The organism is Burkholderia sp. TSV86 (genome assembly GCF_001522865.1).
Lineage (GTDB): Bacteria > Pseudomonadota > Gammaproteobacteria > Burkholderiales > Burkholderiaceae > Burkholderia.
In genome coordinates, this window is record NZ_LOWB01000015.1 from 187,450 (window position 1) to 200,613 (window position 13,164).

Annotated in this window: 14 protein-coding genes; 9 read left to right on the forward strand and 5 right to left on the reverse strand. The window is 67.6% G+C overall.

All coding sequences use genetic code 11. The annotated features are described in order from the left end of the window. Positions 1-123 precede the first annotated feature (123 nt). Positions 124-987, forward strand: coding sequence for a 4-hydroxybenzoate octaprenyltransferase (ubiA, locus tag WS68_RS01575; protein ID WP_059569190.1), 864 nt, complete (start codon positions 124-126; stop codon positions 985-987). Between the two features lie 304 nt (positions 988-1,291). On the opposite strand, the gene WS68_RS01580 is transcribed toward ubiA, so the two are convergent. Further along, positions 1,292-2,065 (reverse strand): DUF1045 domain-containing protein, encoded by a 774-nt coding sequence (locus WS68_RS01580; protein WP_059569116.1) that lies wholly within the window; start codon positions 2,063-2,065, stop codon positions 1,292-1,294. Continuing rightward, on the reverse strand, positions 2,055-2,831 hold the full coding sequence (gene phnF / locus WS68_RS01585) for a phosphonate metabolism transcriptional regulator PhnF (protein ID WP_059569117.1): 777 nt from the start codon (positions 2,829-2,831) through the stop codon (positions 2,055-2,057). The genes WS68_RS01580 and phnF overlap by 11 nt, the downstream gene beginning before the upstream one ends. Positions 2,832-3,043: 212 nt before the next feature. Here phnF and phnG point away from each other — a divergent pair, with 212 nt between their 5' ends. The 8 genes from phnG (at position 3,044) to WS68_RS01625 (ending at position 9,924) form a co-directional block, all read left to right on the forward strand. Next, positions 3,044-3,526: a phosphonate C-P lyase system protein PhnG gene (gene phnG / locus WS68_RS01590; RefSeq protein ID WP_059569118.1), complete on the forward strand. Its 483-nt coding sequence runs from the start codon at positions 3,044-3,046 to the stop codon at positions 3,524-3,526. After that, positions 3,523-4,143, forward strand: coding sequence for a phosphonate C-P lyase system protein PhnH (gene phnH, locus WS68_RS01595; RefSeq protein ID WP_059569119.1), 621 nt, complete (start codon positions 3,523-3,525; stop codon positions 4,141-4,143). The genes phnG and phnH overlap by 4 nt, the downstream gene beginning before the upstream one ends. Further along, entirely contained in the window at positions 4,143-5,351 is a 1,209-nt protein-coding gene (locus tag WS68_RS01600) for a carbon-phosphorus lyase complex subunit PhnI (RefSeq protein WP_059569120.1), read from the forward strand. Before phnH ends, WS68_RS01600 begins: the two co-directional genes overlap by 1 nt. Continuing rightward, a complete protein-coding gene (locus WS68_RS01605; RefSeq protein ID WP_082709748.1) occupies positions 5,348-6,346 on the forward strand; it encodes an alpha-D-ribose 1-methylphosphonate 5-phosphate C-P-lyase PhnJ in 999 nt (332 codons plus the stop codon). Before WS68_RS01600 ends, WS68_RS01605 begins: the two co-directional genes overlap by 4 nt. Further along, positions 6,343-7,113 carry a phosphonate C-P lyase system protein PhnK gene (gene phnK, locus WS68_RS01610; RefSeq protein WP_059569121.1) on the forward strand — a complete coding sequence of 257 codons (771 nt, stop codon included), beginning with the start codon at positions 6,343-6,345 and terminating at the stop codon, positions 7,111-7,113. Before WS68_RS01605 ends, phnK begins: the two co-directional genes overlap by 4 nt. Beyond that, positions 7,110-7,880 carry a phosphonate C-P lyase system protein PhnL gene (gene phnL / locus WS68_RS01615; protein ID WP_059569122.1) on the forward strand — a complete coding sequence of 257 codons (771 nt, stop codon included), beginning with the start codon at positions 7,110-7,112 and terminating at the stop codon, positions 7,878-7,880. The genes phnK and phnL overlap by 4 nt, the downstream gene beginning before the upstream one ends. A gap of 38 nt (positions 7,881-7,918) precedes the next feature. Beyond that, positions 7,919-9,052: an alpha-D-ribose 1-methylphosphonate 5-triphosphate diphosphatase gene (locus WS68_RS01620; RefSeq protein WP_059569192.1), complete on the forward strand. Its 1,134-nt coding sequence runs from the start codon at positions 7,919-7,921 to the stop codon at positions 9,050-9,052. 335 nt (positions 9,053-9,387) lie between these two features. Beyond that, positions 9,388-9,924 (forward strand): hypothetical protein, encoded by a 537-nt coding sequence (locus WS68_RS01625; protein WP_059569123.1) that lies wholly within the window; start codon positions 9,388-9,390, stop codon positions 9,922-9,924. A gap of 207 nt (positions 9,925-10,131) precedes the next feature. Here the strand turns inward: WS68_RS01625 and proC are convergent, their stop codons facing one another. The 3 genes from proC to glcF all read right to left on the reverse strand — a co-directional run bounded on the left by proC (position 10,132) and on the right by glcF (position 13,163). Continuing rightward, complete coding sequence (gene proC / locus WS68_RS01630) at positions 10,132-10,944, reverse strand: pyrroline-5-carboxylate reductase (RefSeq protein WP_059569124.1); 813 nt, start codon at positions 10,942-10,944, stop codon at positions 10,132-10,134. A gap of 45 nt (positions 10,945-10,989) precedes the next feature. Then, positions 10,990-11,688 carry a YggS family pyridoxal phosphate-dependent enzyme gene (locus tag WS68_RS01635; RefSeq protein WP_059569125.1) on the reverse strand — a complete coding sequence of 233 codons (699 nt, stop codon included), beginning with the start codon at positions 11,686-11,688 and terminating at the stop codon, positions 10,990-10,992. A gap of 248 nt (positions 11,689-11,936) precedes the next feature. After that, on the reverse strand, positions 11,937-13,163 hold the full coding sequence (gene glcF, locus WS68_RS01645; RefSeq protein ID WP_059569127.1) for a glycolate oxidase subunit GlcF: 1,227 nt from the start codon (positions 13,161-13,163) through the stop codon (positions 11,937-11,939). Position 13,164 lies beyond the last annotated feature (1 nt).

The window sequence follows — 13,164 nt, forward strand, 5'->3', positions numbered from 1 at the left end:
TTTTGAGCTTCGCATACCCTGGCGCTTCGATCCGGCTATGCCGGCGGCCGCGTTTTTGCGGCAAATCCTGCCGGGTTCTACAATGCCGGGATTATGTTCGACGGCGTCCCGCCCGCTTGCCCGATGCTTGCCCGTTTTCCCCTTTATTTGCGGCTGATCCGGATGGACAAGCCGATCGGCAGCCTGTTGCTGCTGTGGCCGACGCTCAACGCGCTGTGGATCGCGTCGGACGGCCATCCGTTGCCGTCGCTCGTCGTGATCTTCGTGATCGGCACGATTCTGATGCGCTCGGCCGGCTGCGCGATCAACGATTATGCGGACCGCGATTTCGACCGCCACGTGAAGCGCACCGCCGAGCGGCCGCTCACGTCGGGCAAGATCCACGCATGGGAAGCCGTGGCGATCGCCGTGGGCCTGACGCTCGTATCGTTCTTGCTGATCTTGCCGCTCAATGCGCTGACGAAGGAGCTATCGGTCGTTGCCGTGTTCGTGGCGGCGACTTATCCGTTCATGAAGCGTTTCTTCGCAATTCCGCAGGCGTATCTCGGCATCGCGTTCGGCTTTGGCATTCCGATGGCGTTCGCGGCCGCGCTGGACGCAGTGCCCGCCATCGCGTGGGTGATGCTGGCCGCGAACGTGTTCTGGGCGATCGCGTATGACACGGCTTACGCGATGGTCGATCGCGACGACGACATCAAGATCGGCATGCGCACGTCGGCGATCACGTTCGGCCGCTTCGACGTGCTGGTGATCATGCTGTGCTATGCGGCGATGCTCGGCATCTACGTGTGGCTCGGCGCGGTGCTGCGCCTAGGCGCGTTCTACTGGGCGGGGTGGGTGGCGGCGGCTGGCTGCGCGGCTTATCACTACACGCTGATCAAGGACCGCGAGCGGATGTTGTGTTTCGCGGCGTTCAGGCACAACAATTGGCTGGGCGGCGCGCTGTTCGCCGGGATTGCCGCGCATTACGCGACGGCCGCGTTGTGACGGCACGCGCAGCGCGTCGGACCGCGCGTCGGACGAGGTCGCGCAACAGCTCGATAAGCGCAGTGCCGGCAGCGTCGAGCGGGCCGGAATTGCCGAGCGTCGTGAGCGCGGTGCCGGCCGGCAATGTCCATTCGACGCTGCGCGCGAGCCGCGCGCCGAGCGTTTGCCCGGTGTGCCCGCCAGCGGATTTTTCCGGCGCGCTTCGATTCCGCGCGGCCCCGTCTTTCGCATTTTCATCGTTCGTGTTGCCGCCTGCCATGCGCTCGCGTGCGGTGCCGTTCGCCGCTTCTCCGTCGCTCGACGCTCATGCTTGCGCCTCGTTGCCACCGGCAGCCGGTTCGGCCCGCCCGCCGAACGGCACGCGCTTGCACAGCACGAACGGCGCGCCCGGCTCAGGCTCGACGAACAGCGCGGCGTGATCGACGGGCAGCGGCCCGAGCGGCGCGGCCGCCGTGCGCCACCAGTCGATCAGCGCATCGCGCTCGGCGGGGTCGGCGAGCGAATCGGACAGGGTCATATGAAACCGGTATTCGTCGAGCACATACGGATATCCCCATATGTCGAGCAGCGCGCGCTGGCGCGCGCTCAGCGGCGCGGCGCGGCGTTTTTCGCGCTCCGCATCGGATGGCGGGCGGCGCAGCGGCGCGAACGCATGGAGCGCGCTCGCCGCGAGCGCTCGCAGCTTCGCGTCGCCGTGTTCGGTCGCGGGCCGCAGCGCGACGAACGAGCCGAGCGCCGCGATGTCGACTGCGACGCAGAACGGCGCGCAGTCGCGCGCCCAGCGGGTGGCCGCGGCGACGAGACCGTCGGGCGTGACGCCGGTTCGCAACGCGAATGGCGCGACGAGCGTTGCGTGCCAGCCATAGCGGCGCGGCGCGAGCGTCAGCGCCTCGACGCGCCGCGCGAGCGAGGCCGGTTGCGGCGGCGTGAGCGCCGTGCCGTCCTCGGGGTCGCGGCCGAGCCATGCGCAGCCTGCTTGCCACCATGCGGATGTGCGCGGCGGCGCATAGTAGATCGCAAAGCGCGCGTGTTCGGACCATGCGCGAGCGTGCGCGTGGCCGGCGGGCTCAACGCGCATGGCCGGGCGCCGTGTCGTTTTCGACCAGCAATTGCACGCGGTCCGCGGCGAAATAGGTCGTGCCGTATTTGATCGGCGTGCCGTCGAGATCGACGTCGACGTTTTCGACCCACAGCACGGGCTGCTGCTTGTTGACGTTCAGACGCCGCGCGATCGACGCGTCGGGCAGCACGCTGCCGATGCGGCTCCATTTGCGCAGATAGTCGGTGACGCCGTATTCGGCGAGCGCGTCGGTGATGCGCTCGTGCCGATCGAGCACGGCGGGCAGCTCCGCGAAGCGGGCGGCCGGGTAGACGCTTTTCGCGTAGGTGAGCGCGACGCCATCCGCTTCGTGTATCGACTCGATCCGGTACACGTAAGCGGCCGCGCGCAGGCCGAGCGCGCGCGCGGCCGCCGGATCGGCCTTCACGCGCTCGGCCGACAGCATGCGGCCGGTTGCCGATTGGTGATGGCGGTTCAGGTTCTCGGTAAAGCGCGTGCGGCGGCCGATCGTGTAATCGATCGCACCCGGCTGGACGAACGTGCCGCGGCCCTGTTCGACGCTGACGAGCCCGGATGCGGCCAGGCCGAGCATCGCGCGCCGCACCGTATGCCGGTTGACGTCGAAACGCTTCGCAAGCTCGCCCTCGCTCGGCAGCCGTCCGTTTTCGCCGAAGCCGTTCGCGGCGATTTCCGCGGCGAGAATCTGCTCGATCTGCCGCCAGACCGAGACGCCGCTGCCGCGCTCGAGCGGCGAATCCTGGACGGAGGGGGCGGCGGATGTCATGGTGCTGTCATTCCTTTGCGTTCCAATTACTGTCTTCGCCGCATTGTAGTGCGCGGCCGACGGCAATTCGATGAATCATGCCAGCTAATTTGCATTGCCTCGTTTTACATCCAGACGTCTAGACGTTTAGACAAATAGATGGTTAAATCAGGCAACCGATTCGCCGACATCAAGCATTGATGCATTGAGCAGCCGATCACGACGGAGCTTCGATGACGACATCCTCCGCTTCTCCTTCGTTCGCCGCGCGGCGCGATTGGCTCGCGTTGCTGGCGGGCATGCCCCGCGACGAACTCGAGCGCTCGCTCGAGCAGGCGCTTGCCGGTGCGCCGGCGCCAGGATACGACTGGCTGCGCCCGCCCGAGACCGGGCTTGCGATGGTGCGCGGCCGCATCGGCGGCACGGGCGATCCGTTCAATCTCGGCGAGGCGAGCGTCACGCGCGCGGTGCTGCGGCTCGCGCACGACGGCGCGCCCACGGTGCTCGGCATCGCGTATCAGTTGGGCCGCGACAAGCGCCGCGCGGAGCTGGCCGCACTTGCCGATGCGCTGCTGCAATTGCCGGCGTACCGCGCGCGCGTCGAAGCGCAGGTGATTGCGCCATATCGCGCGCGGCTGGCTCAACGGCGCGCAGCCCGCGCGCGCGACGCCGCGGCCACGCGCGTCGAATTTTTCACGATGGTGCGGGGCGAATGACGATGGCCGATACGCTGATTTCCCTGACCGACGTTGCGCTAGGTTTCGCTGATCCGGTGCACGACACGCAGCGCGCGTTCCGCGCGCTGCTCGACGCGCTCGCGCGGCCGGGTACGACGGGCCGCGTCGCGCTCGCGCGCGCCGATGCGTCGCGGCCGGTACGCGCGGCGCCTGCGGCATTCGCGGCATTGCTCGCGCTGTGCGATGACTCGACGCCGGTTTTTCTCGGCACGCCGGACGCCGCGCTCGCGTCGGCGCTGCGTTTTCATACCGGCGCGCCGGTCGTCGACGATCCAAGCGCTGCGCAGTTCGCGTATGTCGACGATCCCGCCACGCTGCTGCCGTTGCGCCGCTTTTCGAGCGGCGCCGCGCTGGCGCCCGAGCAAGCGGTCACGCTGTTCGTGCGCGTCGCGTCGCTGACGGGCGGCACGCCGCTGGCGCTGCGCGGACCAGGCATCCGGCACACCTGCACGATCGCGCCCGCGGGCCTGCCCGCCGCGTTCTGGCGCGAGCGCGCCGAATTCGCCCCGCATTTTCCTTGCGGCATCGATTGTTATCTCGTTTGCGGCGACGCGTGCATCGGCCTGCCGCGCACGACGCACGTGGAGGCGCACTGATGTATGTCGCGGTGAAAGGCGGTGAACGCGCGATCGAGGCATCGTGGCGTTTGCTGGACAAAGCGCGGCGCGGCGATCCGGCGGTGCCGGAGTTGAGCGTCGCGCAAATTCGCGAGCAGCAGCGTCTGGCGGTCGCGCGCGTGATGACGGAAGGCGCGCTGTACGACGAAACGCTGGCGGCGCTCGCGATCAAGCAGGCGGCGGGCGATCTCGTTGAGGCAATATTTCTGCTGCGCGCGTACCGCACGACGCTGCCGCGCTTTGGCTATACGTTGCCGATCGATACGGGTGCGATGCGGCTCGACGGGCGGATTTCCGCCACGTTCAAGGACGTGCCGGGCGGACAACTGCTCGGCCCGACCTACGACTACACACAACGCTTGCTCGACTTCGCGCTGCTCGCCGAGCGAGACGAACGAGACGAACGAGACGAACGAGACGAACGAGACGAGGCGCCCGCGCCCGGCGCACGAGCGGCATGCGCCGAGGATCGGCCGCCGCTCGACGGCACGCAGCCGGCGCCGCGCATCGTCGCGCTGCTGAACGACGAGGGGCTGATCGAACAGGAGCGGCCGACGCCCGGCGCGCCGGCGCCGGGCGATCTGTCGCGCGAGCCGCTTGCGTTTCCCGCGGATCGCGCCACGCGGTTGCAGAATCTCGCGCGCGGCGACGAAGGCTTCCTGCTGGCGATGGGCTATGCGACGCAGCGAGGCTATGGCAACACGCATCCGTTCGCGGGCGAGCTGCGCTACGGGACGGTCGCCGTCGAGATGTCGCTCGACGAATTGGGCGGCGAGGCGATCGAAATCGGCGAGATCGACGTGACCGAATGTCAGATGATCAATCAATTCGCAGGTGGCAACGGCGAACCGCCGCGCTTCACGCAGGGCTACGGCCTCGCGTTTGGTCACGCCGAGCGCAAGGCGATCGCGATGGCGCTGATCGATCGCGCGCTGCGCGCGCCTGAACTTGGCGAAGACGTGACGCAGCCGCCGCAGGATCAGGCGTTCGTGCTGGCGCATAGTGATAACGTCGAAGCGTCCGGCTTCGTTCAGCATCTGAAGTTGCCGCACTATGTCGATTTCCAGTCCGAGCTGGAACTCGTGCGCCGGATGCGTGCGCAACACGCGATGCATGCGGCGCGCGCGAACGGAAATGAACCGCACGCCGCCGCGCCGCGCGCGGCCCACGAGGACTCATCGCGATGAACGCGCCCGATCCGGCTTGCACGAGCATGCCGAACACGATGAACGCGGCCGACGGCGCAGACGCGGACGTCGCGTCCGGCTACAACTTCGCGTACCTCGACGAGCAGACCAAGCGGATGATCCGCCGCGCGCTGCTCAAGGCCGTCGCGGTGCCCGGCTATCAAGTGCCGTTCGCGTCGCGCGAGATGCCGCTGCCGTTTGGCTGGGGCACGGGCGGCATCCAGGTGACGGCCGCGCTGATCGGCACGGGCGATACACTGAAAGTCATCGATCAGGGCTGCGACGCAACGACGAACGCAGTCAACATACGCCGCTTCTTCGCGCGCTGCGCGGGCGTGGCGACGACAACCAGAACGGCCGACGCGTCGATCATCCAGACGCGTCACCGCATACCGGAGAAGCCGTTGACCGAGCGGCAGATCCTGATCTACCAAGTGCCGATGCCCGAGCCGCTCTTCAGGCTCGAGCCGCGCACGACCGAGTGCGCGAAGCTGCATGCGTTTGCCGACTATGGGCTGATGCATGTGCGGCTGTACGAAGACATCGTGCGCCACGGCCGCATCGCGACGACATACAACTATCCGGTGATCGTCAACGACCGCTATCTGATGTCGCCGTCGCCGATTCCGAAGTTCGACAACCCCAAGCTGCACATGAACCCCGCGCTGCAACTGTTCGGCGCGGGGCGAGAGCGGCGCATCTACGCGATCGCGCCGTACACGAAAGTCGTGAGTCTTGATTTCGACGATCATCCGTTCGAGATCCAGCGTTGGGACGCCGCATGCGCGCTGTGCGGCTCGCGCGAAAGCTTTCTCGACGAAATGATCGTCGACGATCACGGCACCCGCCGTTTCGTCTGCTCGGACAGCGACTACTGCGAAAGCCGGCGCGGCGGCGATGCGGCGCAAGCCGTCGGCGCCGGCGGCCTCGACGGTGCCGATATGCGGCCGCCGCCGCGCGCCGGCATCGAGCAGCCGGCCGGAGAAACGACATGACGCCGCTATTGAGCGCATGCGGTCTGACGAAGCGTTTTGGAGGACGAAACGGTTTCGCGAACGCGAGCTTCGAACTGTATCCGGGCGAGGTGCTGTGCATCGTCGGCGAATCGGGGTCCGGCAAGACGACGTTGCTGAACGTGCTGTCGCTGCAAACCGCCGCGGATGCGGGCACGCTGCATTACACGGGCCGCGACGGCGCGCGCGTCGATCTGCTCGCGCTCGCCGAGCCGCAGCGGCGGCATCTGATGCGCACCGAGTGGGGCTTCGTCACGCAGAATCCGCGCGACGGGCTGCGCGCCGACGTTTCGGCCGGCGCGAATATCGGCGAGCCGCTGATGGCGCTCGGCGCGCGTCATTACGGGCGGCTGCGCGCGAGCGCCGCTGATTGGATGGCGCGCGTCGAGCTGCAAGCGCAGCGCATCGACGATCTGCCGACGACGTTCTCGGGCGGCATGCAGCAGCGGTTGCAGATCGCGCGCAATCTCGTGACGCAGCCGCGCCTCGTGTTCATGGACGAGCCGACGGCGGGCCTGGACGTATCGGTGCAGGCGAGGCTGCTCGACTTGCTGCGCACGCTGACGTCGACATTGTCGCTGTCGATGCTGATCGTCACGCACGATATCGGTGTCGCGCGGCTGCTCGCGCATCGGCTGATGGTGATGCAGCATGGCAAGATCGTCGAGGCGGGGCTGACCGATCAGGTGCTCGACGATCCGCAACACCCTTATACGCAGATGCTCGTATCGTCCGTGTTACCGGTATGAGGTTCGCCATGCCCATGATCGAATCGTTCGCGCCCGCGCGCGCATTCGCCGGCAACGCCGCGCTGATGCTGCACGCGCACGGCGTGTCCAAGATTTTTACGCTGCACGGGCAGGGCGGCGTGACGATCGACGCGCTGTCGCAAGTGTCGATCGACGTTTGCGCAGGCGAATGCGTCGCGCTGACGGGGCCGTCCGGCGCGGGCAAGAGCACGCTGCTGCGATGCATGTACGGCAATTATCTGGCGAGCGCGGGGGCGATCGCGGTGCGCACGGGGCCACGCCCGGGCGATCATGTGGTGCTGACCCACGTTGGCGCACACGACGTGATCCGCTTGCGGCGCGACGTGATCGGCCACGTCAGCCAGTTCCTGCGTGCGATTCCGCGCGTGCCCGCGCTCGCGCTGGTGGCCGCGCCGCTCATCGCGCGCGGCGTGGCCGAGCGCGACGCGGGCGAGCGCGCGGCGAGCCTGCTCGCGCGCTTGAACGTGCCCGAGCGTCTATGGCCGCTTGCGCCCGCGACGTTTTCCGGCGGCGAGCAGCAGCGCGTGAACATCGCGCGCGGGCTGATTGCCGAGCAGCCGATCCTGTTGCTCGATGAACCCACCGCGTCGCTCGATGCAGCCAATCGCGACGTCGTCGCCGAGCTGATCGTCGAGGCGCGGCGGCGCGGCGCCGCGATCGTTGGCATTTTCCACGATGATGCGATGCGCGAGCGGGTCGCCACGCGTTGTTTCGAATTGCGTGCGCCGTCGCGGCGCCCGGCGTGATTTTCCGTCATCAAGCGATGTATCCATCGGAGCGAGCGATGTTGATTACCAATGCGCGTGTCGTCACGCGCGACGACGTCTTCGTCGGCACCGTGCAACTCGCGGGCGGCACGATTCGCGCGGTGTCGCGCGGTACGACCGCCTCGCGCGACGCGCAAGACTGGGGCGGCGATTATCTGCTGCCGGGGCTCGTCGAGATGCATACGGACAATCTCGAAAAACATCTCGCGCCGCGCCCGGGCGTGTATTGGGATATCGATGCGGCATTCGTCACACACGATGCGCAGATCGCGGCGGCGGGCATCACCACCGTATTCGACGCGCTCGCGATCGGCACGCGTTTGAACGTCGGCGTGCGCGGCCGCGACGTGCAAACGCGCTGTGCGGATGCGATCGAGCGCTTCACGTGCGACGGTCTGCTGCGTGCCGAGCACTTCTTGCATTTACGTTGCGAAGTGGCGACCGGCGATGTCGTCGACGTGTTCGACGCGTTGGCGCGGCACCCGCGCCTGCGGCTCGCATCGGTGATGGATCACACGCCGGGGCAGCGGCAGTGGCAGGACCCGCAGCAATGGCGCCGCTATCAGGAGCGGCACAAGACGTGGACGGATGAGGAAGCCGCGACGATGCTCGCCGAGCTTGCCGGCGAGCAGCAGCGTTACGCCGAGGTTCACCGGCGCGCGATCATCGCACGTTGTCAGGCGCTCGGCGTGCCCGTCGCGAGTCATGACGACACGCTCGTCGAGCATGTCGAGCAGGCCGCGGCCGAAGGGATCGCGCTTGCCGAGTTTCCGACCACGCTCGCCGCTGCCGAGGCGGCGCACGCGCGAGGCATCGCGACGATCATGGGCGCGCCGAATCTGGTGCGCGGCGGCTCGCACTCGGGCAACGTGTCGGCGCTGGCGCTCGCGCAGGCCGGGCTGCTCGACATCCTGTCGTCGGATTACGTGCCGTCGAGCCTGTTGAGCGCGGCGTTCAACCTCACGTACAACGCCGGCTGGAGCCTGCCGCGCGCGATCGCGACGGTGTCGCTCGAGCCGGCGCGCAAGACGGGGCTGGCCGATCGCGGCGAGATCGCGCCGGGGCTGCGCGCGGATTTCGTGCGCGTCGCGATGCAGCGCGCGTTGCCGGTGCCTCGCGCCACCTATGTCGCCGGGCAGCGGGTGGCATGAGCGCGGGCGGGTTCGGCGCCGGATACGGCTGCGCACACGCATGGCGGCAAGAGAATTGACGCGGCTCCATCGTGCCTCCCGCTCGCTGCCGCGCCGCTTGCTGTCCACGCGTTACGCGTGGCGCACGCACCGTTGATGACGGCCCGTTTGCCGCGCTCACGCGCGCACGGCCGGGTGCGCGGCACGGCGATGCGCCCGCGCTCCGCCGCGTTGTGTTGGGTTGTGCGGCGTCGCGCCCCGTTATCCCGCGCCGCTGGCGGGCGCGATTTCACAACCGGCGAATATGCGCGTCCTTCTACGGTAGCTCTACGCGACTATCGGACGGAGGACAAAAGATGGCGGTTATCGAATACGTGCTGGACTATGTCGCCATGCTTGAAAGCATGATTCCGGAGCACGCGGGCGAATCGACGAGCATTCCCGACGAAATCGTGAGCGAGCCCGGCATATACCTGGTGGTGAACGGGCGCGACGCTTACGTAGGCGTGTCGAAAGACGTCAGGAAGCGGTTTCAGCAGCGGCAGGGCGCCTGTTTCGAGCTGTGTATTCCGCGCGGCGCGCTCAAGGGCGCGCACGCCTATGTCGGATTCGTGCGATACCGCAATCACGGTGCGGCGGCATGGGAATACGAGCGGCGCTATAACGGCAACCGTACCACCATTTTTCTCGACGGCCATCGGTACGATTACGAGCACATGTTGATCCGGGCATTTCCGGAGATGCATCCCGACACCCAGATGACGAACAGCAGAAAAACCTATTTCCTCAAGAACCGGGGAAGATATCCGATCGAGATCAAATTCGTGCCGTTTCCGGATACCGAATCCGAAGAAAACAAGTCGTATAAGCTCAAAGCCGGCGGAAAACTTTGATAAACGGCCGTCGCACGCATCGAATGTGGCGGGCAAACGCATCGGCGGCGGCGCGCGATGTGTATCGACGGTCTTGGCCGGCACTGGATGAGCAATGCAGCGGTGGTTGCGCCGCGCACCGGCGAAGTGCGTGCGGCGCCGCGAGCCACGCGTATGAGCGCACGGCTCGCGGCATGCGCATCGCATCCCGCCTGCGCTGCCTACGTATCACGCGCCGCCCAGTTCGTCCCCCATCTCCTTTGCCCGTGCATTCGCGGCGAGCACGCCGCGCACGATCGCTTGCTTGACGTCCTGCGCGTCGAACGATGCGAGCGCGGCGGCCGTCGTGCCGCCCTTCGAGGTCACGCGTTCGCGCAACACGCTCGCCGGCTCGCCGGACTGCGCGGCAAGCTGCGCCGCGCCCGTAAACGTCGCGACGGCGAGTGCGCGGCCTTGTTCGTCGTTCATTCCGAGCTGGCGCGCCGCTTCCTGTAGCGCTTCGATGAAGTAGAACACGTAGGCCGGGCCGCTGCCCGAAATCGCGGTGACCGCGTCGAGCCGCGCTTCGTCGTCGAACCATACCGTCTCGCCGACCGCGCCGAGCACCTTCGATGCGAGTTCGCGCTCCGCCGCGTCGACGTCTGGTAGCGCGGCGAGTCCCGTCACGCCCATGCCGACGAGCGCCGGCGTATTCGGCATCGCGCGCACCACGCGCGCATAGCCGCCCAGCCAGCGCGACAGGTCCGCGCCGCGAATCCCGGCCGCGATGCTGATGACCAACTGCGTCGACAGGTGCGGCGCGAGCGCGGCTGCGACGTCCTTGAGCACTTGCGGCTTGACAGCGAGCACGATCGCGTCGTAGCCGGCGATCGCGGCGTCGATCGCGGCGGCCGTGCGCACACCGAATTGCGCTTGCGCGCGCTGGCGCGCGTCTTCGTTGACGTCGACGGCAAGCAGGTCGAGCGCCGCGACGCCGCGCTTGACGAGTCCGCCGATCAACGCGGCGGCCATATTGCCGCCGCCGATGAATGCGATTTTCATGATGATGGAGCCGGTAACAAACAGAAAGGAAGAAAGGCGGCGGATTCAGTGCGCGTAGTCGCGCGCACCGAAGATCGCCGTGCCGATCCGCACGATCGTCGCGCCTTCGGCGATCGCGGCTTCGAGATCGGCCGACATGCCCATCGACAGCGTATCGAGCGCGAACCCGTCCGCGCACAGCCGCTCGAACAGCGCGCGCAGCGCGCGATGCGGCGCGCGCTGCGCGTCGGGATCGCCGGCGGGTTCGGGAATCGCCATCAGGCCGCGCAGCCGCAGCGCGGGCAGCGCGGTGATCGCGCGCGCGAGCGTGGCCGCGTCGTCGGGCGACGCGCCGCTTTTCGACGCCTCGCCGCTGATATTCACTTGCACGCACACGTTGAGCGGTGGCAGATGCGCGGGCCGCTGTTCCGAGAGGCGCTGCGCGATCTTCAGCCGGTCGATCGTGTGCACCCAGTCGAAGCGCTCGGCGACGGCGCGCGTTTTGTTCGATTGCAGCGGCCCGATGAAATGCCATTCGAGCGCGGCGCGCAGATCGGCGAGCGCGTCGATCTTGTCGATCGATTCCTGCACGTAGTTCTCGCCGAATGCGCGCTGGCCGGCGGCATGCGCGGCGCGCACCGCGTCGGCGGGGAACGTCTTCGACACGGCGACGAGCGTGACCGAATTCGGCTCACGGCCGGCCGCGCGCGCGGCGCTGTCGATGCGGCAGTGAACGGAGGCGAGACGGGCGGCGAGATCGGACATGGCAGAACGAACGGAACGTGGCGCGCGCCGGGCAGCGTGCCGAGGCGCGCGGGAAATGCGGGAATTATACGGACATGCGGGCGACGCGCGCCGTTGCACGGCAGTCGGCACGCGGTAGCGGATGCCGGATGCGCATGCCGGCCGCGGGCACATGATCGATACTGCGTGCGAACTGCGAACTGCGAACTGCGAACTGCGAACTGCGAACTGCGAACTGCGAACTGCGAACTGCGAATTTCCGTCCGCGCTCATTCATGCAGCAGCGTATCCACGAGTTGCACCCAATGCACGACAGGCACCTGCGTACCGCTTTGCAAATGCGCGATACAGCCGATGTTCGCCGATACGATCATTTGCGGCTCGGTCGCCTGCAGCTTCGCGATTTTCTGTTTGCGCAGCTTGTAGGCGAGCGACGGCTGCGTGAGCGAGTAGGTGCCGGCCGAGCCGCAGCATAGATGGCTGTCGGCGGGCAGGTGGACTTCGATGCCCAGCGATTCGAGCAGATGCTCGACGTGCCCGCGCAATTGCTGGCCATGCTGCAGCGTGCAGGGCGGGTGATAAGCAACGGTATGGATGCCGCGCCGCCGCGCGAGCGTGGCAAGCTCGGGCTCGAAGTTGCCGAGCAGCTCGGAAAGATCCTTCGTCAGCTCGACGATGCGGCGCGCCTTGTCGGCATACGCCGCGTCGCCGCGCAGCAGGTGCGCGTATTCGAGCACCGTCGCGCCGCACCCCGACGCGTTCATGACGATCGCCTCGACGCCGCGCTCGACGTGCGGCCACCATGCGTCGATATTGCGGCGCGCGTCGCTCAGCGCTTCGTCGTGAAAGCCCAGATGCAGCCGGATCGCGCCGCAGCAGCCGGCCTCGGGCGCGATGACGGTTTCGATGCCGAGCGCGTCGAGCACGCGCGCGGTCGCGATATTGATGTTCGGCATCATCGCCGGCTGCACGCAGCCGGCGAGCATCAGCACCTTGCGTGCGTGTGGCGCGCTCGGCCACGCGAGCAGGCGCGCGCGCGGCGGCACCTTGTCGCGCAGCCGCCTGGGCAGCAGCGGCCGCACATGCTGGCCGAGCCGCATCATCGGCGCGAACACCGCCGCGTTCGGCACGAAGCTCGCGAGCGCGCGCCGCAGCAGCCGTTGCGACAGCGTGCGGGGCACCTTCGTTTCGACGATCTTGCGGCCGATCTCGACGAGCCGGCCGTACTGCACGCCCGACGGACATGTCGTCTCGCAGCTCCGGCACGTGAGGCAGCGGTCCAGGTGCTGCTGCGTGCTGCGCGTGACGCTCGCGCCTTCGAGCATCTGCTTGATCAGGTAGATGCGCCCGCGCGGGCCGTCGAGTTCGTCGCCGAGCATTTGATAGGTCGGGCAGGTTGCGGTGCAGAAGCCGCAGTGCACGCATTTGCGCAGTATCGCATCGGCATCGTCGCCATCGGGCGTGTCGCGGATGAAATCGGCGAGATTCGTCTGCATG